Raw genomic sequence first — 22,642 nt, 5'->3', positions numbered from 1 at the left:
CCAGGTCAGCGGCAGTTGTCCGCGGCCTCGATGATCCGTGCCGCCTCGCCCAGCGCGGCGCGCAGCACCGCCGGGTCGGTCGCGAGATCGGCCTCGCCGGGTGGGAGCAGCCAGTCCGAGCCCGCCACGGGCGGCTCCGGGTTCAGTCTCGATCCACGGCCGTCGGTCTCCGTACAGGTGCTGCCCGGGACGTCCCAGGCGGCGGCCGTACCGGGCGGCACCACGAAGCCCAGGGTGTTGCAGTCGTCGTCGTGCAGGACGGGGCCGACCGCGTCGCCCGCGCCGCGCCGCAGGATGTCGACGGCCTCAAGACCCTGCCGGGTGGGCACGGTGACGAGGTCGCACGCACCGTCGGGAAGGGGCGGCTCGCCGCACTCCGGGGCGTGCGCCACGGTCGCGGGCGACGTACGAGGAACGACGCTCTGTCTGGTCTCCATCCCGGCCTCCACCACGGAACCCCTCCTTGAACGAAGCGGGTCGGGAGTCGGGCGGCTCCCGGTCCGCAGGGTTCAACGCGGCGCGGGCGTCAACGGCTACGGCGGAAGTCAGCCACAAAGGATGGCAGTTCATGGCAGATCCCGTATGAGATATCCGGTTTGTAGCCAAACACAGCGTGAGTACTCCGGCACAGCAGGTACGTTCTTCCCCGCTGGAGACAGGGCTCTTCACGGACAACCCGCCCTGAATCCGGCATGGTTCGACGGTTCGCACGAGAGGACCCGGCCATGGCGTCGTCACAGCTGACCTCGTCCCAGCCCACGCCCCCCAGGCCAGCGCGGCCGAACCTCGTCTTCCGGCAGTTGCGCGGACAGCGCTCGCCGGCCGAGTTCGCCGCCGCGGTGCGCCGGGCCGCGCGCGAGATCGGGGAGCGGGTTAGCTGCGACGCGCGCTACATCGGCCGGGTCGAGGCGGGCGAGATCCGCTGCCCCAACTACGCATACGAACGGGTGTTCCTGCACATGTTCCCCGGCCGCACCCTCACCGACCTGGGCTTCGCGCCCCGCTCGTCCGTCCGCGGGCGCCGGGCGCACACCACCGGTGAGACACCGGGGGCGTACGAGCCGTATGAGAGACAGGACAACCCGGACCCGCAGGTCCCTGATCACCCGCAAGTCCCTTACGACCCGCATGGCCGTCACGAGAGCCATGCGCATCACGAGAACTACGAGGAGAGCGACGTGCTGCGTCGCGCATTCATGACCGGCGGTGGCGCCACGGTGGCCGCCGCCTCGCTGGGCCCGATCGGGCTCGCCTTCGACGCCGCGGCAGCGGGACGTCCCGTCCGCCGCCCCGGCGCGAACGACGCGTACGCACTCGAAGAGGCTGTACGCAGAATCCGGCTGCTCGACGACCGGCACGGCGCGGACGGGCTCTACCGGCGCGCGTCGGCGCCGTTGCGCGCCGCCTATGCGCTGCTGGACGCCGGGGCGACCCGGCAGACGACCGCCGACCGTCTCCACTCGGGCGCCGGTGAACTCGCCATCTCCGTGGGCTGGCTGGCGCACGACTCGGGGCGGTTCGACGATGCCCGTTCGCACTACGCGGAGGCGCTCGCGACCGCCCGGATGACCGGCGACGACGCCCTGGAGGCACACGCCTTCTGCAACACGGCCTTCCTCGCGCGCGACGCCGGACGCCCGCGCGAGGCGGTCCGGGCCGCGCAGGCCGCACAACGCGTCGCGCGCCCCCTGGGCTCCGCCCGGCTGATGTCGCTGCTCGCGCTGCGCGAGGCGGGCGGCTGGGCGGGACTCGCCGACCGCACCGCCTGCGAACAGTCGCTCGTCCGTGCGCAGACCCTCTTCGAGCGAGGCCCCTCGGACGCCGACCCCGAGTGGATGAGCTTCTACGGGGAGGCCGAGCTGGAGGGCCTGGAGGCGCAGTGCTGGTCGACTCTGGGCGACTGGCAGCGCGCGGCACGCCACGCGCGCCGCGCGGCCCGGCTCCAGAACCCGCACTTCACCCGCAACATCGCCCTGTACACGGCGGAACTGGCGGACGACCTGGCCAGAGGCGGCCGCCCGGACGAGGCGGCAACGGCCGGAATGCAGGTACTGGACCTCCTGGACCAGGTCCAGTCCTCCCGAGTCCAGACGATGCTGGCGGGAACGGCGAGGGTGCTGCTTCCGCACCGCCGGGCGTCGGGGGTGTCGGAGTTTCTGGAGCGTCACGCCTCGCAGCCGCGTACGGCCTGACTTGGCTCAGCCTGCGGGCAGTCGTGCCGCTGGGGCGGCACGGGTGGGCGCAGGCGGCACCCCGCCAGGGCGGGCAAGCCAACCCTCGCACCTGCAGCACCGGGCACAGCTCACACCGCGGTCAAGTGCCCCAAGTCGTTCCAGCTCTCGATGGCAGGCTCGCCATAAGCCCACCCCAACACCGACAACGACGTCGGGTTCAACCGAATCCGCGCGGCAAAATCCAACGGCAGCCCCAACCACCGAGCCCCGATCGACCGCAAAATGTGCCCGTGCGCAAACACCAGCACATCCCGCTCCTCACCCCGCGCCCAAGCCACCACCTCATCCGCCCGCGAGGCCACCTCGGCGAGCGACTCACCCCCGGGCACCCCGTCCCGCCAGATCAACCACCCCGGCCGCACGCCCTGGATCTCCTCGGGCGTCAACCCCTCGTACGCCCCGTAGTCCCACTCCATCAACGTGTCCCACACCACCGCCCGCTCCCCGAACCCGGCAAGCTCGCACGTCTCACGCGCGCGTGCCAGCGGACTGGTGCGGACGGCAACCCCGGGAAGCCCGTCGAACGGCATCCTGTGCAGCCGCTCGCCGAGCAGTTTGGCGCCCCGCCGGCCCTCCTCCAGGAGCGGCACGTCGGTCCTGCCGGTGTGCTTGCCGGACAGCGACCACGCGGTCTGTCCGTGCCGGGCCAGCAGAATGCGCGGTGCCATGAGCTGAAAGGCCTTCCGGGAGAAATCGCAGGCGGAACCAGTCCATCATCGCGCACGCTGGTGGCGGGCAACCCGGCGGGCGATCTCTGCGTCTTTGAGGGCCGGGGCGCCCGAAGCGGGTGCGCACGTACGCCGTAAAGTGGCACGACCGGCCCGCCGGGCGCCGCGCGAGAACGAAGGGGGAGGGCGATCGGATGCCGAGGACCGAGACGACACCGGGCATCGAGGCTGCGACCCCGCACACCCGCCTGCGCTGGTGGACCGAGCTGCCGCTGATCCTGCTGGTGTACGCCTGCTACTCGGCCGGCCGGCTCCTCGCCCGCGGTGACACCTCGGGCGCCGTCGACCACGGCGTGGCGATCCTGCACATCGAGAAGTTCCTGCACATCAACGCCGAGCACCCGCTCAACCGGCTCTTCACCCGCGAGGCCTGGCTCGGCGTCCCTGCGGACTTCTGGTACGCGTCACTGCACTACCTGGTCACACCGGCGATCCTGGTCTGGCTGTTCCGATCGCACGTCGTGCACTACCGCGCGGCCCGCACCTGGCTGATGACGTCCACGTTCTTCGGCCTGATCGGCTTCACGCTGCTGCCGACCTGCCCGCCGCGCCTGCTCTCCGCGGGCCACGGCTTCGTCGACACGATGGCGCATTACAGCTCGTACGGCTGGTGGGGCGGCGAGGCCAGCGCCCCGCGCGGCCTCGGGGGCATGACGAACCAGTACGCCGCCATGCCGAGCCTGCACGTCGGCTGGGCGCTGTGGTGCGGGGTCATGCTGTGGCGGTACGGCAGGACGCGTACGACGAAGGCCGCCGCCGTCGCCTACCCGTTGCTGACGACGATCGTGGTCATGGGCACCGCGAACCACTACTTCCTCGACGCGGTCGCGGGTGCGGCCGTGATGGGCGTCGGGCTGGTCCTGACGCCGTACGTCATGCGGGGCGCGGACGGGATCAAGGAGCGGCTGTCCTTCGGCGCAGGGGGCGCTCAGGTCGCAGGTTCCTCAATTGTCAGTGCCGGATGCCAGACTTCCGCGGGTGAGCGAATTCCACGGCAGCGCGAGTCCCGGACCGGATCCGGAGCCGAGCCGGGTGCCTCTCCCACGGACGCGGGGGAAGGCGCTCCGGCAGCGGCTCGCTGAGCTGCGCGGTCCCGAGGTACCGGCCAAGGCGCTGGACGCGCGCGCCCTGGCCGCCCTCGCCGCCAACCCCGGGTGCAAGAGGCGCGCGATCCTCGACGGCGCCGGGGTGAACAAGGCGGCTGTGGCGAGCGCCCTGGGTTCCCCTTCGGTCTTCGGGCAGTCCCAGTTCGCGTTCACGCGGGGCAACGCGTTCGAGGCGAAGGTCAAGGCGGACGGCGGCGCGGAGCTGCTGAAGCTGGTGCACGAGAAGCTGGACCGGCGCGCGGAGCCCCCCGCCGAGGCGCGGGTGCCGGACCTCTCCGCTTCCGGTCCCGAGGGCCGCGCGGCCCGTACGGCGCTGGCGCTGCGCGAGGCCGCGGCGGCCGCCGGCAGCTGGACGCTCCTCGACCACCCGATGCTCGCGCTCGACGTGGCGGGCTCCCCCGCGTTCCTGGAGCCGGACGCCGTGGTGGTGCATCCCGACGGCAGCTGGACGGTCGTGGAGATCAAGTCCTTCCCGATGCTGGACGGCAGCGCGGACCCGGCGAAGGTGGGCGCGGCGGCACGCCAGGCGGCGGTGTACGTCCTCGCCCTGGAAGAGGTCGCCGCCCGCCTCGATCCGGCCCCCGAGGTACGGCAGCGGATCCTGCTCGTCTGCCCCAAGGACTTCTCCAACCTCCCCACCGCCTCGGCCGTCGATGTGCGCAAGCAGCGCGCGGTCACCGGCCGTCAGCTGGCGCGTCTGACCCGTATCGAGGACATCGCCGACACGCTCCCCGAGGGCACCTGCTTCTCCCCTCAGCTGCCCGCCGCCGAGCTGACCTCGGCCGTGGAGTCGGTCCCGGCGACGTACGCACCCGAGTGCCTGTCCGCCTGCGAGCTGGCCTTCCACTGCCGCGACCGCTCCCGCGCGGCCGGCGCGGTGACGTCCCTGGGCCGCTCGGTCCGCGCCGAACTGGGCGGCCTGACGACGGTGGAGGAGGTCCTTTCGGCGGCCCGCGGTGAGAGCGGCGACCCGGACGACCCGGCGGTGGCGGCGCTGCGGAGGGCGGCGCAACTGCGGGCCGAAGCCCTCGCTCCCCTCGCTCCCCTCGCTCCTCTCGGTCAGGAGGTCACCCCGTGTCACTGATCTCCACCCTCGCCCGCCTGGAAGCGGTGCGCACCGGCCGCGCACAGGCCGCCGCCACCGTCCGGCACCGGCACCTGTCCGAGCGGCCGCTGGTCTTCGTGCCGCTCACCACCGCGGGCGAGGCCGGCGCCCCGCTCGGCGCGCTCGTCGGCACCGACCGGGACGCGCCGCGTCTGCTGGCCGTACCCCAGCCGCGCGACCGTGACCTCAGGTTCGCGTTCCTGGCCGAGCTGGCCGACGTCGTGCTGCCGTATCTCGAGGCGTACGCACAGGACGTGGAGGCCGCCGAGCGCAACGAGACAGATCCGGAGACCGGCAAGCGGGTCAAGGTCGAGGTCGAGCTGTGCGCGGACGCCCCGCAGCTGATCGTGCCGAGCCGCGCGGGCGTCGACTTCGTACGGCTGCTCGGCCGCTCCATGCGCTTCAGGCGTACGGCGGAACAGGACCCGGAGGCGCCGTATCCCGCGCCCCCGCGCGTGCCGTTGCTCGGCCGCTGGCTGACGCACTTCGGGGAGCGCGCCCGCGTTCCCGGATCCTCCCTCCTGCTGGCGATGACGGATGTCCTGGCCCTGCACTGGGCGACCGGGCAGTCCACCCTGGAGGACCAGCATCTGGGCGCCCTGCTCGCCTGGATCGCCCCTCCGGAGGGCTCGACGGGCGCCGAGGCCGCCCTGCACGCCGAGCTGGCCCGCGACGCCAAGGGCCAACTGCTCTGCCCGCCCGCCGGACCGGCAACCGACCCGGCGTTCGACAACAAGCTGCTCGCGCCCGCCATCGAGCGCTACGACCGCGCGCGTACCGCCCTCGCCGGCGCCGAGGACGGTCTGGAGGCGGATGACCGGCTCGGTGAACTCACCGCCGCCGAGCGGGAGATCCGCGAGCTGGTGCTGAGCCGCACGCTGCCCACCTGGGAGAAGGTGTGGCAGGGCCTGGACCTGCTGCGGGCGCTGCCCGACGGGGCGCATGTCGAGGAGCGGTGGACGCGCGACCGCTGGTCGTTCACGGGCCACCGCGACCGGATCGTCGCGGGCGAGCCGCCGCAGCCGCGCCGGGATGACGCGGTCACCGCCGCCAACAAGCTCGCCGCGCGCGAGCGCGAACAGGCCCGTCTCGAGGCGCAGGAGGCGCTCGACGATCCGCTGGTGATGGCGGGGCGGCGGCTGTCCGGGGAGGCGTTCGCCGGGGAGGTGACGGACGTCGTGATGGCGTACAGCGAGGGCAAGCGGCCGAGCCCCCGCCCGCTGGTCACCGTGCGGACGGAGGACCGTCCGCACCTGGGTGAGCGGGTCAAGGTGTACCGCTCGCTGGGCGGCAAGCCGCAGGCGGCGGAGTTCGTGGGGCGGGAGGCGGAGGATCTGCTCGTGCTGCGTGTCCTCGACAAGATGGGCCGCGGCAAGGAGCCCGAGGCCGGCTCGGTGCCCGAGAAGGGCGACCGGATCTGCTTCACCCTCTTCGAGCACGAGCAGCGGGGCGGTCCGAAACTGCCCGACCCGGAGGAGACGCCGTGGACGCACGGCGGGCCGCCGGGTGAGGCCGCGGCTGAGGCCGCCGATCCCCTGACCGCGGAGGACGTGCTGTGACCACCACCGCATTCGACCCCGGCGCCCTGGCGGCCGAGGCCACCGACGCCATCCTCCGCGACACCCTGCACGGCACCCACCGGGGCGTGGTCGTCGACTCGCCGCCCGGTGCGGGAAAGTCCACGCTCGTCGTCCGGGCGGCCCTCGAACTGGCCGATGCGGGGCGCCCGTTGATGATCGTCGCCCAGACGAACGCCCAGGTCGACGACCTCGTGCTGCGGCTCGCGGAGAAGAACCCCGAGCTCCCGGTCGGCCGTCTGCACAGCAGCGACACCGACCCGTACGACAAGGCGCTCGACGACCTGCCGAACGTCCGCAAGTCGGCAAAGGCGGGCGAGCTGACCGGCCTCTCGGTCGTCGTCTCCACGGCCGCGAAGTGGGCGCATGTGAAGGTCGACGAGCCGTGGCGGCACGCGATCGTGGACGAGGCGTACCAGATGCGCTCGGACGCGCTGCTCGCCGTGGCGGGGCTGTTCGAGCGGGCGCTGTTCGTGGGCGACCCGGGGCAGCTCGACCCCTTCTCCATCGTGGGCAGCGAGCAGTGGGCGGGCCTTTCGTACGACCCCTCGGCCTCCGCCGTGACCACCCTGCTGGCCCACAACCCGGAACTCCCGCAGCACCGCCTGCCGGTGTCCTGGCGCCTCCCGGCCTCCGCGGCCCCCCTGGTCTCGGACGCCTTCTACCCGTACACGCCCTTCCGCAGCGGCACGGACCACGGCGACCGCCGCCTCGCCTTCGCCGTCCCCTCGGACGGCTCCGGCCCCGACCGGGTGATCGACGAGGCGGCCGAGTCGGGCTGGGGCCTGCTGGAACTGCCCGCACGGCACACCCCGCGCACGGACCCCGAGGCGGTGCGGGCGGTGGCGACGGTCGTACGGCGGCTGCTGGACCGGGGCGGCGCGGCCACGTCGGAGCGCGCCCCCGAGGAGCCCGCGGCGCTGACTCCGGACCGGATCGCCGTCGGCACGGCCCACCGCGACCAGGCGGCGGCCGTCCGGGCGGCGCTCGCGGAGCTGGGTGTCACGGACGTCACCGTCGACACGGCGAACCGTCTCCAGGGCCGCGAGTACGACGTCACGGTCGTCCTCCACCCCCTCTCCGGCCGCCCCGACGCCACCGCCTTCCACCTGGAAACAGGCCGCCTGTGCGTCCTCGCCTCCCGCCACCGCCACGCCTGCATCGTGGTCTGCCGGGCAGGGGTGAGCGAGCTCCTGGACGACTACCCGTCCACGGAGCCGGTGCAGCTGGGAACGCTGGTGAAGTTCCCGGACGGCTGGGAGGCGAACCACGCGGTACTGGCACGGCTGGCGGAGCACCGGGTGAGCTGGCGGCCATGACCGCGGTGCCGGTGCGGCTCGGGGAACATCGGGTGGCGTTCAGGCCTTGAGGGACCTGGGGTTCCGGGCCCACTTGCGTGGGCGCGGGACAATGGACGGTGGCCCGGTGGTCCTGGACGGGTCGATTGCGACGTACGAGGAGGAGAAGACATGGCGGAGCCCACGCCGCGTCGGAACGAACCGCGGCTACGCCCCGCGCCCCTGCTCTTCGAGCCCGCGGAGGCGGCCTCCGACCCTGAGCACTTCTTCGACCTGGAGTCGATCGACGACCCGCGGGCGCTGCTGACCCGCTCGACGGAGCTGGCGCAGGCGTTCCGCGCGGCGGCCGACCGGGCGGTGGAGTTCCAGGCGATGGCCGCCGCGCAGCTGGCGGACCCCCGGCGGTTCGACCGGCTGACGCCGGCGGACATCGCGGAACGCGCCGAGTGGACCGAGGACTATGCCAAGAAGATGGTCGAGTACGGGCGGGACCTGATGAGCGGCGCCGAAGGGCGGGGCTCCGCCGACCCGGTGTGAACACGGTCCACTTCGGTTTGGCATATGCCAGGCGGGCAAGATACTCCTCTTCTCTCCCACCTGTCCCGGTTTCCGGCAACCGTGAGGAGCGGTACGTTCACAGCCGGTAGACATAGATGTCATGAGCAGCGAACGCAACGATCCGTTCTCCGACCTCTACGACGTCAGCGGAGTCACCGCGGACGGGGCCGCCTGGCTCGCCTCGGCAGGGACATACCCGCGCAGCACGCTCGCCCTCTGGAAGGAGCGCGCCGACGCCCCGGTGGTGCTCCCGTGCGGCACGGTCTTCGACGTCGTCAGCGCTCCGGCGGTCTTCGCGCGGCGGATGGTCGACCGACTGTGGGACGAGGGACCGGGGTCCGGCCCGGTGGCGACCTTCCGGGGCCGGATGCTGCTGTTCGCCGCGCCGGGCACCGCCCAGCGGCTGCCCTCACTGCTGCGCTGGGAGGAGTTCGGCCGGACCGGAGCGATCCCGCCGTTGCTGTGCCACGGCAACGGCGACGCGGTGACCGTCCCGCCCCTGCTCGCGGCCACCCCGCCGACCGCCCCCGACTCCCGCTGGCTGGTCGCCCCGGACACCCGCCACCCCTGGCTGCCGGGCCCCGAGATCCTGCTCTGGGCAGCCGTGCGGGCGGCCCGCGCAGCCGTACGGATATCGATTTTTCCCCCGGCCGATCAGGATGCTAAGGTCTACGACGTCAGCAGGCGCCGCTAGCTCAGTTGGTTAGAGCAGCTGACTCTTAATCAGCGGGTCCGGGGTTCGAGTCCCTGGCGGCGCACGATGGCGATGGCGAGGTGTGTTCGCGGAAAGCGCGAACCGTCTCGCCATCGTTGTTTTTGCGCGGCTTCGCCGCGCGTTGTGGGGGCTTCGCCACCCACACCCCCCTTTTACCGGCGGCCGGCGGTGCCCCGGAGCTAAGAGGACATCCGGCGCCCACCGGTATCGCAGACCGAGGAACCCGCCCAGTGCCACAGCCCCGGGCGAACCACCCGGCGGGGAGGGATCGCGCCGCCGACGGTCTTCATCGGCGGCTGCCGTGGCCGCAGGCCAAAAAAGCCACCAGTGCCACAGCCCAGGGGAACCACCCGGCAGACCTGGCCGGCGGCGTCAGGCGCCGGCTGTGATCTTCACTGTCCACGCGCCCGAAACCGTTCGCCCCTCCACCTGCACCCGGATCGCCTCCCCCGGCACCCTGAAGGTCTCGCCCAGGGAGACCGGGGCGTCCGCGAGAGGGGGGTAGACGGAGTTCTCCCAGCAGGCCTCCGTGTGGGGGTGGGCGTCGAGCACCTCGATCGGGCCGCCGCCGGACTGGGCTCCGGCGCGGACCCGGTAGACGAGGATTCCCGAACGGCAGGCCGCCGTGTCGTTGCCGAGGGGCCCGCGCGCCTCGAAGGCGAGCACGCTGTCGTGACCGGTCCGCACCACCGCCAGCTTCACCCCGCGGCCGAGCCCGAAGGACGGTGGCCCCGCCGCACCCCTGACCTGAGCCCCCGCGACGGCGTCCAGCGGCTCCAGCGTCAGCCGGGTGACGCCCGCCTCCCGCACGCACACCACCTGCCGCGGCGTCAGCCACCCCAGCTTCCACTTGTGCCAGCCGAACAGGTCGGGGGCGAGGCCGAACTGGCTGCCCATCAGGTCCCAGTCCCCGACGTAGGTGTCCCAGTCGCCCTTGCCGTCGTCGGGGCGGTGGTAGAGATCCGGCAGGTCGAAGACGTGTCCGGTCTCGTGGGCGAGGACGAGCCGGTCCGGCGGGTGTTTCTCGAAGACGGTGACGACGCGGCGGATGTCCGTGCCGTCGGCCCTGAGCGGGGTGTCCAGGTTGACGACCTTCGTCGCGTCCGAGTCCACACCGGGCGCGTCCGGGTCGGCGACGAAGTACACGATGTCGTACCGGGAGAAGTCGACCTGCGGGTCGGCGGCGGTCAGCGCGTCGTGCAGATACGCGGCCCGGTGCTCGGCGTTCCAGTCCCGCTTCATGGCATACGCCGTGGACGGCCTCGGCATCCGGATCCAGTGCCGGAGCGGATGCGGATGCAGGGTGAACCTGCCGTAGGAGGCACGTTCGAAGTAGCGGCTGGTGGCTGGGAAGTGGTCGGCGGTCAACTGGGCGGGCGTGGTCCGCGGGACCGCGTCCGGGAAGGACAGGAAGATCATCACGGCGCTCAACGCCCGGGCCGGCCGCGGATATGCGGCGTTCCAGGTGTCGAGCCCCTCCGAGTGATGGGCGTCGGTCCGCTGCAGCGCGCACGGCACCGCCGAGAAGGGTTCGGCGATCGACGGCCCGGTCACCAGCGAGGTCGCGGCCAGCGCCGACAGGGTGGTGAACACGGCGGCGGTGCTGCGCAGTCGGGAACCCCTGAAATGCTTGAGGGGGGACTGACACGGCACAGGAACCTCCGGGGGCGGTACACGGGACACCGCACCCAGCCTGTGTCAGTTTGTCGTATTACGCCCTGTTCGCCTGCCCCAGAAGAGTGACGCGGCCGCGAGGCCCGATCAGAGCCGACACCCCCGAAACGCTCACGGAACGTCACAAGCGGTCAGCCGCCCCAACGACCCGTCCAGCTGCGGGCAGAAACGATCTGTCAGAAGTGCCGCTCGATCCGGGACACTGAGCGTGGGGTGGAAGGCCCTTGGGTCTGCCTCTATGATCGGCACACTTTCCGGCACGGACAGAGATCGAGTGCACTGCGGGAGCGAGCGGTGAGCGGAACGTCCGAAGGGCCGGCGCCCGCGGCAGACCTCGACCGGGGCGCTGTGACAGAGAGTGACGACAGCGCGTCTCCTCGTACCGAGCCGCTGACGACTCGCGCCGAGTCGCCCGCGTATCGCTCGGTCTTCGAGGCCGCACCTGTGGCCATGGCTGTCGTCGACCGCGAGGGGCTGGTGGTCGGCGCCAACGACGGGTTCGGCGCCCTGTTCGGCAGCGCCCCCGACGAGTTGGCCGGCCGCCTCGCCGCCGACCTGGTGGACCTGGCGTCCGACGCCCGCACCTGGCACGCGTACCGCGAGGTGCTGCGCGGCCGCGAGGCCAGACTGTGCTGCACGCGCCGGCTGAAGAGTCCCGACGGCCAGTCGGTCTGGGTCCAGGTCACCGTCTCGCCGCTGGCCGCCCACGAGGAGGGCCTCCTGATGTCGCTCACCGACATCAGCGCCCACCGTGAACTCCAGGGCCGGCTGCGGCACTTGCAGATGCACGACCCGGTCACCCGGCTGCCCAACCGCACCCTGTTCTTCGAACGGCTGACGGCCACGCTGGAGGCGGAGTCCTACGAGGAGAGCGGCACCGGGCGGATCGGGCTGTGCTACCTCGACCTGGACGGCTTCAAGGCGGTCAACGACACGCTCGGCCATCGCGTCGGCGACCGGCTGCTCGCCGCCGTCGCCGAACGCCTCACGCGCTGTGCCGACGAGGCGGGTTACGGCAGGACGAGCGCCCCCCTGGTGGCGAGACTCGGCGGCGACGAGTTCGCCCTGCTGGTGGAGGACTCGACGGGCACGGAGCAACTGGCCGATCTGGCGGAGGCGGTGCTGGAGGCGGTGCAGGCTCCGTTCGACCTCGCCGGTCAGCGGGTGTCGGTGTCGGCGTCGATCGGTGTGGTGGAGCGACGCGCGGCCGACACCACCGCCACCGCCCTGATGCAGGCGGCCGACACCACGCTGTACTGGGCGAAGGCCGACGGTAAGGCCCGCTGGACGCTCTTCGACCCGGAGCGCAACGCCCACCGCATGACCCGCCAGGCCTTGGCCTCCACGCTGCGTCCCGCCATTGAACGCGACGAATTCGTTCTTGAATACCAGCCGTTGGTGGGGATGGAGGACGGGCGGCTGCGCGGTGTCGAGGCCCTCGTCCGTTGGAACCATCCTCAGTTCGGCATGCTGACGCCGAATCGGTTCATCGGATTGGCGGAGGAAGACGGCTCGATCGTGCCGCTGGGCCGCTGGATCCTGCGCACCGCCTGCCGCCAGGCGCGCCGCTGGCAGGTGGACCATCCGGAGGAGCCGCCGCTGTTCGTCAGCGTCAATGTGGCGGTGCGTCAGGTCTGGGACTCGGATCTGGTGGCCGATGTGGCCGAGACCCTCGCGGAGACCGGGCTCGCGCCCCATCTGCTCCAGCTGGAGCTCACGGAGTCCGCGGTGATGGGCTCGGCGGGCCGCCCTCTGCAAGCCCTCCAGGCCCTCAGCGGGATGGGCGTCGGCATCGCGATCGACGACTTCGGCACGGGCTACTCGAACCTGGCGTACCTCAGCCGACTGCCGGTGTCGGTCCTGAAGCTGGACGGCTCCTTCGTACGGGGCTTCCAGTACGAGAGCGACAAGGAGGGCACCGTCGCGCCGAATCCGGCCGACGAGGTCGTCGTCGAGGCGATGATCCAACTCGCCCACCGCCTCGGCATCACGGTCACCGCGGAGTGCGTGGAGACCTCGGCACAGGCGTCCCGCCTGCGGCGCATCGGCTGCGACACCGGCCAGGGGTGGCTGTATTCACGGCCGGTGTCACCGGATCGCATCTCCCGGCTGCTCGGGCCCGGCGAGGAGCAGAGCGCCCGCGCCGGGGATCAGGCGGTCGTCAAGCCGTAGGCGTCCGCGATGAGTTCGTACGAGCGCAGCCGCACCTCACCGCTGTGGGCGTTGCCCGTGATCATCAACTCGTCGGCGCCGGTGCGCTTCTGGAGGTCGTCGAGACCGCCGCGGACCTCGTCCGGGGTGCCGTGGATGACGTTGGCGTTCCAGGAGTCGACGAACTCCCGCTCCATCGGGCTGAATTCGTACGCCTCGGCCTCCTCGGGGGTCGGGACGAGACCGGGGCGGCCGGTGCGCAGGCGGACCATGTTGAGGGCGGCGGCCAGGACCTGGCGGCGGGCCTCCTTCTCGTCGTCGGTGGCGAGGGCGGAGACGCCGATCAGGGCGTACGGGGCGTCCAGGACCTCACTCGGCCGGAAGGACTCCCGGTACAGGTCAAGGGCCGGGATGGTGTTCTGCGCGGAGAAGTGGTGCGCGAAGGCGAAGGGCAGGCCGAGGACACCCGCCAGGCGGGCGCTGAAGCCGGAGGAGCCGAGCAGCCAGATCGGGGGGCGGTGGGGCGACTGGACGCCGCCGGGGGAGGTCGCCTGGACGGGGCCGGGGACGGCGTGGATACGGCGGTACCGGTGGCCGTCCGGGAAGTCGTCGTCCAGGAACCGGGTGAGCTCGGCAAGCTGCTCGGGGAAGTCGTCGGCGCCCTCGTGGAGGCGGTCGGTACGGCGCAGGGCGGCGGCGGTGGCGCCGTCCGTGCCGGGGGCGCGTCCGAGGCCGAGATCGATCCGGCCCGGCGCCATGGCCTCCAGCGTGCCGAACTGCTCGGCGATCACGAGCGGCGCGTGGTTGGGCAGCATGACACCGCCGGAACCGAGCCGGATCCGCTCGGTGTGGGCGGCGAGGTGGGCGAGGATCACGGCGGGCGACGAGGAGGCCACACCCGGCATCGAGTGGTGCTCGGCCACCCAGTACCGGTGGAAGCCACGGGACTCCGCGAGACGGGACAGCTCGACGCTGGTGCGCAGGGCATCGGTGGCGGTGCGCCCCGCACCGACGGTCACCAGGTCCAGTACGGAGAGGGGCACGGGCGCACTGCCCTGAGCGGTCCCCCGGATCTCGTCTGCCGTCACGGTGAATGCCTCCTGTTAGCTGCGACGCCGTATCCGCAAGGCCTAACAGGAGGCACTCTCCGCTTTATTCCCTGGGGGCTCCGCCCCCAGACCCCCGTTCGGCCCTGAAGGGGCCTCGTCCCCAGACGCCGGACGGGCTGAGTGACTGCGCCGAATCCAGCCCCTCCGGCGTTCGAGGAGCGGGGGTCCGGGGGCCGGCCCCCGGGTCGGGACGGGTAGGGGCGGCGGGGGTGAAAGCCCTCAGACCTGCACAACAGGCTCCCGAGTGAACAAAGCCCCCAGCATCGGCGCATTCACCCGCCGATCAGCCAACCGCAACGCCTCCCACACAGTGACCTGGTTGGCGGTGAGCACGGGCTTCCCCAGCTCCTTCTCCAAGGCGGGGATATGCGCCGCCGTATGCAACGCCGTGTCCGGCAGCAACAGCGCGTCCGCATCCGGACGATCAGCCGCACGGGCCAGCGACCACACCTCCGCCTCCCCCCACGTCCCGACCTCCGCCGCGGTGATGATCCCGGCACCCCGCACGGACGTCACCTCGGCACCCCCCGCCCGCAGAAACTCCGCGAACAGCCCGGCCACGTCCTCGGGATACGTCGCGCCGACCGCCACCCGCCGCACCCCGACCTCCCGCAGCGCGTGCACGAAGGCGAAGGACGTCGACGAAGCCGGCATCCCGGCCGCGAGGGCGAGCGCGCGCACCTGCTCATGGGCGCCCTCCCAGCCGTAGACGAAGCTCCCGCTGGTGCACGCCCACACCACCGACTCGGCGCCCGCCATGCGCAGCTCCTCGACTCCCGCCGCGAGCCGCTCGGCCGAGCCCATCTCCCGCAGCGCGTCCACCCGGTGCGCGTCCTCGCCGATGTCGGTGTGGACGACGTCGAGGCGGACGTTGCTGCCGAGCAACTGCTCGATGCGTGGGTATTCGTCCTCGGCGGAGTGGCCGGGGTAGAGGAATCCGAGTGCCGTCATGACCTGCCTTCCTGCTGCTGTTCGCCGTCCGGGAGCTGTGGCAGTACGGGGCCGGAGCGCGCCGCCGGATCGATCAGCGCCTGATACGGCCCCACGGCCCGGGTACCCAGTCGGGACAGCGCAGCCCACATCGTCACCTGGTTGGCCGAGATCACCGGGATGCGCAGTTCGGCCTCCAGTTGCGGGATGACGTCGTAGGTCGGGAGGTTGGTGCAGCTGATGAACAGGACGTCGGCCGGTCGTCGTACGGCCCTGTGGGCCATGGCGACCACATCGCGGTACGGGACCTTCCAGATGTGCCGGGTCAGGCCCATGTACGCGCGTCCGGTGACCTTGATGCCGGCCTCGGCGACGTACTCCTCCAGCGCGCGCGTGACGGACACGGTGTACGGCGTCACCAGCGCGACCCGTCGGGCGCCGAGCGCCACCAGGGCCTCGAGCAGGGCGCCGGAGGTGGTCACGGACGGCATCGCACCGGCCCGGGTCATCGCCTCGCACATCGCGCGCTCCCCGGCGATCCCGCCGACGAAGCTGCCGGAGGTGCAGGCGTACGCGACGACCTCCGGCGCGACCGCGTTCAGGGTGCGGACCGCGTCGTCCAGCGTCTCGTGCTCGCTGACCAGCCGGGCCAGGTCGAGGCTCACCTCGACCGGCACGAACGGCGTCCGCGTCAGATGCAGCGAGACGTCGTCCGGGACCCAGCGCCACAGCTCGCGGTCCAGAGCGAAGTCGAAGGGGGCGACCACACCCACACCCCGCTGGGGAAGTGGTCCACCGAGGAAGGAAACATCCATGGCGCCCATGGCGGCCACCGCCTCACCGTGAGAAACAGCGGAGCAACGGACCCCCCATCGCACCCGTGTTGACGAAGGTAGGTTCGGGTGCGAGCGTGGTCAAACCTCGCATGTCAGACGGCCGCAACCTCCCGAAGAAACGGCTTTCCGCATGACCACCCCGACGCTTCTCGTCCTGGACACCGACCCCCTGCCCCGCCTCGGCAGACTCACCGGCCGCGCCCGGATCGAGCACGCGGACGAGTCGACCCTCGCCGAGCGCCTGCCGCACGCCGACGTCCTGCTGGTCTGGGACTTCACGTCCCGGGCCGTGCGTTCCGCCTGGCCGGGCGAGGGCCCGCGGCCACGCTGGGTGCACACGGCGAGCGCGGGCGTGGACCACCTGATGTGTCCGGAACTCGCCGCCTCCGACACGGTGGTCACCAATGCCCGCGGCGTCTTCGACCAGCCCATCGCCGAGTACGTCGCCGCGCTCGTCCTGACCATGGCCAAGGATCTGCCGCGGACCTGGGAGCTGCAGCGGGAGCACACCTGGCGGCACCGTGAGACGCAGCGGGTCGCGGGCACGCGCGCCTGCGTCGTCGGTTCCGGGCCCATCGGCCGTACGATCGCCCGCACGCTCAAGGCGCTCGACATGACGACGGCGATCGTCGGGCGCACTCCGCACACCGGCATCTACGGCCCGAACGACCTGGACCGGCTGATCGCCCGCGCCGACTGGGTGATCGCGGCCGCCCCGCTGACCGAGCAGACGCACGGCATGTTCGACGCGCGCCGCTTCGGTGTGATGCAGCCCTCCGCGCGCTTCATCAACATCGGGCGCGGCGGTCTGGTCGTCGAGGAGGCGCTCGCCGAGGCGCTGGCCAAGCGGTGGATCGCGGGCGCCGCACTGGATGTCTTCGCACACGAACCCCTCACCCCCGACAGCCCGTTGTGGGAGGTCCCGGGTCTGATCGTGTCCCCGCACATGAGCGGCGACACGGTCGGCTGGCGCGATCAACTCGGCTCCCAGTTCGTGGAGTTGTACGAACGCTGGGAGGCGGGCAGACCTCTGCTGAACGTGGTGGACAAGAAGCGCGGATACGTACCAGGACGCTGAACCGCCGAGCGATGGAGGGCAGATGACGGACCCCGGCCTCGACCTCACCGAACTGACCGCCGTACGGATCGTCGAGGGCTACCGCAAGGGCGAGTTCAGTCCGGAGGAGGTCACGCGGGCCACGCTGGAACGGGCCGAGCAGAGCCAGCCAGAGGTGAACGCCTTTGTGCGACTGCTGGCCGACGAGGCCCTCTCGCAGGCCCAGGAGTCGACGGAGCGATGGCGGCGCGGCGAACCGAAGGGGCTGGTGGACGGGGTCCCGACGACGGTGAAGGACATCATCCTGCTGCGGGGGTCACCCACCCTCAAGGGCTCCGACACGATCTCCGAGCAGGGCAGTTGGGACGAGGACGCCCCGTCCGTCGCCCGCCTGCGCGAACACGGAGCCGTGTTCATCGGCAAGACCACGACCCCGGAGTTCGGCTGGAAGGGCGTCACGGACTCGCCGCGGTCAGGGGTGACCCGCAATCCGTACGACCCGGCCCGCACCGCGGGCGGCTCCAGCGGTGGCGCGGCGGCGGCCGTGGCGCTGGGCGCGGGACCCCTCGCGCTGGGCACGGACGGCGGCGGCAGCGTCCGTATCCCGGCCGCCTTCTGCGGCATCTTCGCCCTGAAACCGACGTACGGCCGCGTGCCCCTCTACCCGGCGAGCGCCTTCGGCACCCTGGCCCATGTCGGCCCGATGACCCGGGACGCGGCCGACGCGGCGCTGCTCCTGGACGTGATCGGGGTGCCGGACCACCGCGACTGGTCGGCGCTGGCCGCCGCGCCGGACTCCTTCGCCGCCGGGCTGTCCGGCGGGGTGAAGGGTCTGCGGATCGCCTACTCGCCGTCTTTCGGCGGCCAGGTGGCGGTGCAGCCCGCGGTGGCGGCCGCGGTACGGCGGGCGGTGGAACGGCTGGCGGAGCTCGGCGCGTATGTCACCGAGACCGACCCCGACTTCACCGACCCGGTGGACGCCTTCCACACCCTGTGGTTCTCCGGGGCGGCCCGGGTGACCCAGCAACTGGGCCCTGAACTGCGCAAGTTGCTCGACCCGGGACTGCGGGAGATCTGCGCGACGGGCGCCCGCCTGACCGCGCTGGACTACCTCGCCGCGGTCGACGTCCGCATGGAACTCGGCCGCCGCATGGGCCGCTTCCACGAGTCCCACGACCTCCTCGTCACCCCGACGCTGCCGATCACGGCGTTCGAGGCGGGCGCCGAGGTGCCGAAGGGCTCCGGTCACCGGCGCTGGACGGGGTGGACCCCGTTCACGTACCCCTTCAACATGACCCAGCAGCCGGCGGCGACGGTCCCGGTCGGCGTGGACGGGGACGGCCTGCCGATCGGTTTGCAGCTGGTGGGCGCACGGCATCGGGACGCCCTGGTGCTGCGGGCGGCGCATGCGCTCTACGAGGCGGGGATCGCGGCGGGTGTCACCTCAGGCGTCACAGCCGCCGGAAGCTGAGCGTCTCCCCCGCCGCACCCGACCGCCACAGGTCGTTGCAGGCCTCGGCCATCGCGGCGAGGCCCTCGGTCACCTGGCCCCAGACGATTCCCGGGACCCAGCCCACGTCCCCGTTGAGCAGCAGGTTGTTGCGCTCGTAGAAGAGGGCGAGGTCGACGACGGTGGTGCCGGGGCGTACGTCGGTGTCGTAGCCGTAGGCCTTGGTGCCCAGTTCCGTGCCGGCGAAGGAGAAGTAGCAGAGGTCGCCGGGAATGGGTGTGACCGTCGGGTTCTCCAGCGGCGGTTCCCGGTCGGCGAACGGCGGGAACAGCGCGTAGATCTCGTTGCGTGCGTATTTGGCGTGGTAGACGTCGCCGCTGAGCGGAAGGGCGTCCCACACCGCCGCACAGGTGTGCGGGGCGCGCTCGTCGAGGAGCTTCGCCGTGCAGTGGACGCCCCGCTTGAGCAGCGAGACTTCGATGTGACGGTCGGCCATGTGGTGCCCTCCTAGGGAGCCGGTTTCAGCCATGTGTGCCGCGCCGATTGCCCGTCCGGTCACCTCCCCAAGAGCCAACGGCAGCAGTGGTGCCCGCGCCACAAGACTCCTGGTGCCCGCGCAGGAGGACGCCACGCGTGCCCCCTTGTGAAGCATCAGTGCAGCGGCGGACCGGCCAACTGCGTCTCGCGTGCCCCGCCCTCATCAGGGGCCGCAAACAGACGGCATAGCTGGAATCGGTCTGGGTAGACGCGCGCCCATGGCTCCACCACAGGGCAAGAACTCAGGAAACGACACAAGAAACGACACAAATGGCATCCGGCGCCGCTCGCTGCTCGCGGGGGTAGCGGCGCTCGGCGCGGTGGGCGCCATGGGCGCGACCAGCGCATGCAGCAGGGTGGCGACGGCGGACACCGGCGACGGCGGGCATCTGCTGGACCAACTGCGGGCGAAAGGCGTCGTCCGGCTGGGCCTGGCGGGCGAACAGCCCTTCGGTTACATCGGCAAGGACGGAAAGATGACGGGCGAGGCGCCGGCCGTCGCCGAGCGCATCTTCAAGCGGCTCGGGGTCGAGAACGTCGAGCCGTTCGCGACCGAGTTCGGCTCACTGATCAGCGGCCTGAATTCCCTTCAGTTCGACTGCGTCGCGGCCGGCATGTACATCACTCCGGAGCGCTGCGACCAGGTCATCTTCGCCGACCCCGAATACCAGATGCTCGATTCCTTCATCGTGCCGAAGGGAAATCCGAAGAACCTCCGCACCTACAAGGACATCGCCAGGACCGGCGCCAGAATGGCCACCGGCCTCGGCTACGCGGAGATCGACTACGCCAAGGAGGCCGGGGTCAAGCACATCACGACCCTGCCCGACCAGCTGGCCGGCCTCCTCGCGGTCGAGCAGGGCCGTGTCGATGTCTTCGTCGGCACGGCGGTCACCGTGCGCAATGTCGTGAACCAGAGCAGGTCCCGGAAGGTGGAGGGCACACCGGAAGTCACGCCGTATGTGAAGGGAAAGCCGGTCATCGACGTCGGCGCCTTCGCGTTCCGCAGCCCCGAGACCCGTCTCCGGGATGCCTTCAACCGCGAGCTGCACAAGATGAAGCGGAGCGGTGAACTCCTGGAGGTCATGCGGCCCTTCGGCTTCACGAAGGACCAGATGACGACGATCACCGCCAAGGAGAAGTGCAAGCCATGAGCGAAATCAGCTGGGGTTTGTGGAAACTCCTCCTGGGCGGCATATGGGTCACCGTCCAGCTCACCGTCTACAGTGCCGCACTCGCCGCCGTCGTGGCCTTCGCCATCGGCCTGGCGCGCACCCACCGGCTGTGGATCGTGCGCTTCCTCTCCGGCGCGTACTTCGAGATCTTCCGCGGCACCTCCGCGCTGATCCTGATGTTCTGGATCTTCTTCGTGCTGCCGATCGGCTTCGGCTGGCAGCTGGTCCCGATGTGGGCCGCGGTGCTGGCCCTCGGCCTGAGCTACGGCGCGTACGGCTCGGAGGTCGTGCGCGGTGCCGTCAAGGCGGTGGCGCCGGCCCAGCGTGAGGCGGGCATCGCGCTCAGCTTCAGCCCCGCCCAGCAACTGCGCAAGATCATCCTTCCGCAGGCCTGGCCGGGGATGGTCCCGCCGTTCAACAACCTGCTCATCGAGATGCTCAAGGGCAGCGCCCTGGTCTCGATCATGGGCGTCGGCGACATCACCTTCGGCGCCTCACTGGTGCGCAACGCCACCGGCCAGAGCGCACCCGTCTACACGATCATCCTCGTCATGTACTTCGTGCTGGCGTTCGTCCTCACCCGCGGCATGCGCGTCGTGGAGCGGCACGCCAAGGCCGGCATCGGCCAGGCCCCGCAGAAGCGCGAGGGCCTGCGGGACCGGATGAACGGCGGCCAGGTCGACGACTTCGCGCGGTCGGGCGCGACGTCCGGTGGAGGTGCTGTCCGGTGAAGTGGGACTGGAACGCGGTCAGCGACTTCATGCCGATGTTCTGGCACGGCCTGCTGGTCACCCTCGAGGCACTGGCGCTCGGCGCCCTGCTCGCCTTCGCCCTCGGCCTGGTGTGGGCCATGATGCAGCGCTCGGAACACGTCGTGGTGCGCTGGCCGGTGATGGCGGTCACGGAGTTCGTACGGAACACCCCGCTGCTGGTGCAGCTGTTCTTCCTCTTCTACGTGCTGCCCGAATGGGGGCTCACGCTCTCGGCACTCACCACCGGCGTGATCGGCTTGGGCCTGCACTACTCGACGTACACCGCCGAGGTGTACCGCACCGGCATCGACGGTGTGCCCGCGGGCCAGTGGGAGGCGGCCACGGCGCTCAACCTGCCCCGCACCCGAACCTGGTTCGCGGTGATCCTGCCGCAGGCGATCAGGCGCGTCGTACCGGCCCTGGGCAACTACGTCGTCGCGATGCTCAAGGACACTCCGATGATCTTCGTGATCGGTGTGCTGGAGATGCTGGGCGAGGCCCGGCAGTACTCCGCCCAGACCTTCCACACGGTCGAGCCCATCACGATCGTCGGCATCGCCTTCATCGTCATCTCCTACCCTGCGTCCCTTCTTCTGCGAGTCCTGGAGCGTCGTCTTGTCCGCTGACAGCAGCCTCTCGAAAGAAACGGCCAATCCCGCGGTGGACGGCAGCGAGCTGATCCGCTTCGACAAGGTCACCAAGCGCTTCGGCGCCAACACCGTCCTCGATTCACTGGACTTCACCGTCTCGTCCGGCAAGCACGTCACGCTGATCGGCCCGTCCGGATCGGGCAAGACCACGATCCTGCGGCTGCTGATGACCCTGACGAAGCCCGACGAGGGCACCATCAAGGTCGGCGGCGAGTACCTCACGCACGAGGTGCGGGGCGACGGGCTCGTCCCGGCCGGCGAGAAGCACGTCCGTGAGGTGCGCAAGAACATCGGCATGGTGTTCCAGCAGTTCAACCTGTTCCCCAACATGAAGGTCATGCGGAACATCACCGAGGCCCCTGTGCATGTCCTCGGCCTGTCCAAGGACGAGGCCGAGGAGCGGGCGCGGGAGCTGCTAGAGCTGGTCGGCCTGACCGAGCACGCGGACAAGTACCCGACCCAGCTCTCCGGCGGCCAGCAGCAGCGCGTCGCCATCGCCCGCGCCCTCGCCATGCGCCCCCAGGTGCTGCTGCTCGACGAGGTCACCTCCGCACTCGACCCCGAGCTGGTGGCCGGGGTGCTGGACGTGCTGCGTGACATCGCGCACACGACGGACATCACGATGCTCTGCGTCACCCATGAGATGAGCTTCGCGCGGGACATTTCGGATGATGTGCTCATGTTCGACGCGGGCCGGGTCATCGAGTCCGGTTCGCCGCAGAAGATATTCACCGAGCCCGACCACGAGCGCACTCGGCAGTTCCTGAGCGCGGTTCTGTAAGCGGTCGGGAGCGGTCGCGTGAAGGGTGGACGGCCCCTCGCCTTGCTGGGCACGGCGAGCCCGGCCGCCACCGCCGCGCCGTCCGCCGAGGCTCCCCCAGCGGGCGACCGTCCCGCCCCGAGCCCTGGGCGGAGAAATTTCCGGCGCGATGTCGCCGCTTCAGGGGTTGAACACGATTCAATCTCCGAGGTCCGGGCTCCGGGGCATGACAAAGGCATA

The 22,642-nt window shown here is 71.2% G+C and carries 21 protein-coding genes and 1 tRNA gene; 15 read left to right on the top strand and 7 right to left on the bottom strand.

Translation table 11 applies throughout. The features are described from left to right. Positions 1–5 precede the first annotated feature (5 nt). Positions 6–437 (bottom strand): hypothetical protein, encoded by a 432-nt coding sequence (locus ACIBW9_RS01165; RefSeq protein ID WP_398949968.1) that lies wholly within the window; start codon positions 435–437, stop codon positions 6–8. Positions 438–725: 288 nt separating this feature from the next. Here ACIBW9_RS01165 and ACIBW9_RS01160 point away from each other — a divergent pair, with 288 nt between their 5' ends. Further along, positions 726–2,192, top strand: coding sequence for a hypothetical protein (locus tag ACIBW9_RS01160; protein ID WP_398949966.1), 1,467 nt, complete (start codon positions 726–728; stop codon positions 2,190–2,192). A 110-nt stretch (positions 2,193–2,302) separates the two neighbouring features. Here the strand turns inward: ACIBW9_RS01160 and ACIBW9_RS01155 are convergent, their stop codons facing one another. Then, positions 2,303–2,902 (bottom strand): histidine phosphatase family protein, encoded by a 600-nt coding sequence (locus tag ACIBW9_RS01155; RefSeq protein ID WP_398949964.1) that lies wholly within the window; start codon positions 2,900–2,902, stop codon positions 2,303–2,305. Positions 2,903–3,096: 194 nt separating this feature from the next. Here ACIBW9_RS01155 and ACIBW9_RS01150 point away from each other — a divergent pair, with 194 nt between their 5' ends. The 7 genes from ACIBW9_RS01150 to ACIBW9_RS01120 all read left to right on the top strand — a co-directional run bounded on the left by ACIBW9_RS01150 (position 3,097) and on the right by ACIBW9_RS01120 (position 9,364). Beyond that, positions 3,097–4,044, top strand: a complete 948-nt coding sequence (locus tag ACIBW9_RS01150; protein WP_398949962.1) for a phosphatase PAP2 family protein — start codon at positions 3,097–3,099, stop codon at positions 4,042–4,044. After that, complete coding sequence (locus ACIBW9_RS01145) at positions 3,995–5,152, top strand: hypothetical protein (RefSeq protein WP_398949960.1); 1,158 nt, start codon at positions 3,995–3,997, stop codon at positions 5,150–5,152. The genes ACIBW9_RS01150 and ACIBW9_RS01145 overlap by 50 nt, the downstream gene beginning before the upstream one ends. After that, positions 5,143–6,732 (top strand): hypothetical protein, encoded by a 1,590-nt coding sequence (locus ACIBW9_RS01140; RefSeq protein ID WP_398949958.1) that lies wholly within the window; start codon positions 5,143–5,145, stop codon positions 6,730–6,732. Before ACIBW9_RS01145 ends, ACIBW9_RS01140 begins: the two co-directional genes overlap by 10 nt. Then, entirely contained in the window at positions 6,729–8,069 is a 1,341-nt protein-coding gene (locus ACIBW9_RS01135) for an AAA domain-containing protein (protein WP_398949956.1), read from the top strand. The genes ACIBW9_RS01140 and ACIBW9_RS01135 overlap by 4 nt, the downstream gene beginning before the upstream one ends. A gap of 150 nt (positions 8,070–8,219) precedes the next feature. Beyond that, entirely contained in the window at positions 8,220–8,585 is a 366-nt protein-coding gene (locus ACIBW9_RS01130) for a hypothetical protein (protein WP_398949953.1), read from the top strand. Positions 8,586–8,706: 121 nt separating this feature from the next. Then, a complete protein-coding gene (locus ACIBW9_RS01125; protein ID WP_398949951.1) occupies positions 8,707–9,300 on the top strand; it encodes a bifunctional DNA primase/polymerase in 594 nt (197 codons plus the stop codon). Beyond that, positions 9,291–9,364 (top strand) — tRNA-Lys (locus tag ACIBW9_RS01120). The genes ACIBW9_RS01125 and ACIBW9_RS01120 overlap by 10 nt, the downstream gene beginning before the upstream one ends. A 329-nt stretch (positions 9,365–9,693) precedes the next feature. On the opposite strand, the gene ACIBW9_RS01115 is transcribed toward ACIBW9_RS01120, so the two are convergent. Continuing rightward, positions 9,694–10,974, bottom strand: a complete 1,281-nt coding sequence (locus ACIBW9_RS01115; protein WP_398949949.1) for a M6 family metalloprotease domain-containing protein — start codon at positions 10,972–10,974, stop codon at positions 9,694–9,696. Between the two features lie 315 nt (positions 10,975–11,289). Here ACIBW9_RS01115 and ACIBW9_RS01110 point away from each other — a divergent pair, with 315 nt between their 5' ends. Further along, positions 11,290–13,167: a putative bifunctional diguanylate cyclase/phosphodiesterase gene (locus tag ACIBW9_RS01110; protein ID WP_398949947.1), complete on the top strand. Its 1,878-nt coding sequence runs from the start codon at positions 11,290–11,292 to the stop codon at positions 13,165–13,167. Here ACIBW9_RS01110 and ACIBW9_RS01105 read toward each other — a convergent pair. From ACIBW9_RS01105 to ACIBW9_RS01095, 3 genes are all read right to left on the bottom strand, one after another. After that, complete coding sequence (locus ACIBW9_RS01105; protein WP_398949945.1) at positions 13,146–14,234, bottom strand: LLM class flavin-dependent oxidoreductase; 1,089 nt, start codon at positions 14,232–14,234, stop codon at positions 13,146–13,148. The two genes, ACIBW9_RS01110 and ACIBW9_RS01105, sit on opposite strands and share 22 nt — an antisense overlap. Positions 14,235–14,474: 240 nt before the next feature. Beyond that, complete coding sequence (locus tag ACIBW9_RS01100; protein ID WP_398949942.1) at positions 14,475–15,206, bottom strand: decarboxylase; 732 nt, start codon at positions 15,204–15,206, stop codon at positions 14,475–14,477. Beyond that, complete coding sequence (locus ACIBW9_RS01095; RefSeq protein ID WP_398949940.1) at positions 15,203–16,000, bottom strand: aspartate/glutamate racemase family protein; 798 nt, start codon at positions 15,998–16,000, stop codon at positions 15,203–15,205. Before ACIBW9_RS01095 ends, ACIBW9_RS01100 begins: the two co-directional genes overlap by 4 nt. Positions 16,001–16,151: 151 nt before the next feature. Here ACIBW9_RS01095 and ACIBW9_RS01090 point away from each other — a divergent pair, with 151 nt between their 5' ends. Both ACIBW9_RS01090 and ACIBW9_RS01085 read left to right on the top strand, forming a co-directional pair. Beyond that, entirely contained in the window at positions 16,152–17,099 is a 948-nt protein-coding gene (locus ACIBW9_RS01090) for a D-2-hydroxyacid dehydrogenase (protein ID WP_398949938.1), read from the top strand. Between the two features lie 22 nt (positions 17,100–17,121). Continuing rightward, positions 17,122–18,549: an amidase gene (locus ACIBW9_RS01085; protein ID WP_398949935.1), complete on the top strand. Its 1,428-nt coding sequence runs from the start codon at positions 17,122–17,124 to the stop codon at positions 18,547–18,549. Here the strand turns inward: ACIBW9_RS01085 and ACIBW9_RS01080 are convergent. Then, positions 18,530–19,024, bottom strand: coding sequence for a DUF3830 family protein (locus ACIBW9_RS01080; RefSeq protein WP_398949933.1), 495 nt, complete (start codon positions 19,022–19,024; stop codon positions 18,530–18,532). The two genes, ACIBW9_RS01085 and ACIBW9_RS01080, sit on opposite strands and share 20 nt — an antisense overlap. Before the next feature lie 259 nt (positions 19,025–19,283). Here ACIBW9_RS01080 and ehuB point away from each other — a divergent pair, with 259 nt between their 5' ends. From ehuB to ehuA, 4 genes are read left to right on the top strand one after another with little or no spacing between them, the layout of a single operon-like run. Continuing rightward, positions 19,284–20,219: an ectoine/hydroxyectoine ABC transporter substrate-binding protein EhuB gene (gene ehuB, locus ACIBW9_RS01075; protein WP_398949931.1), complete on the top strand. Its 936-nt coding sequence runs from the start codon at positions 19,284–19,286 to the stop codon at positions 20,217–20,219. Then, the gene (gene ehuC / locus ACIBW9_RS01070; RefSeq protein ID WP_398949929.1) at positions 20,216–20,971 is read left to right on the top strand and encodes an ectoine/hydroxyectoine ABC transporter permease subunit EhuC; all 756 of its coding nucleotides are present in this window, start codon (positions 20,216–20,218) and stop codon (positions 20,969–20,971) included. Before ehuB ends, ehuC begins: the two co-directional genes overlap by 4 nt. Next, the gene (ehuD, locus tag ACIBW9_RS01065) at positions 20,968–21,618 is read left to right on the top strand and encodes an ectoine/hydroxyectoine ABC transporter permease subunit EhuD (RefSeq protein ID WP_398949927.1); all 651 of its coding nucleotides are present in this window, start codon (positions 20,968–20,970) and stop codon (positions 21,616–21,618) included. The genes ehuC and ehuD overlap by 4 nt, the downstream gene beginning before the upstream one ends. A 34-nt stretch (positions 21,619–21,652) precedes the next feature. After that, positions 21,653–22,423: an ectoine/hydroxyectoine ABC transporter ATP-binding protein EhuA gene (gene ehuA / locus ACIBW9_RS01060; RefSeq protein ID WP_398952042.1), complete on the top strand. Its 771-nt coding sequence runs from the start codon at positions 21,653–21,655 to the stop codon at positions 22,421–22,423. Positions 22,424–22,642: the final 219 nt, after the last annotated feature.

The sequence above is a fragment of the Streptomyces sp. NPDC049541 genome, from assembly GCF_044465725.1.
Lineage (GTDB): Bacteria > Actinomycetota > Actinomycetes > Streptomycetales > Streptomycetaceae > Streptomyces.
Note: the sequence above shows the minus strand (reverse complement) of the source record. Positions and strands in the feature narration are given on the sequence as shown.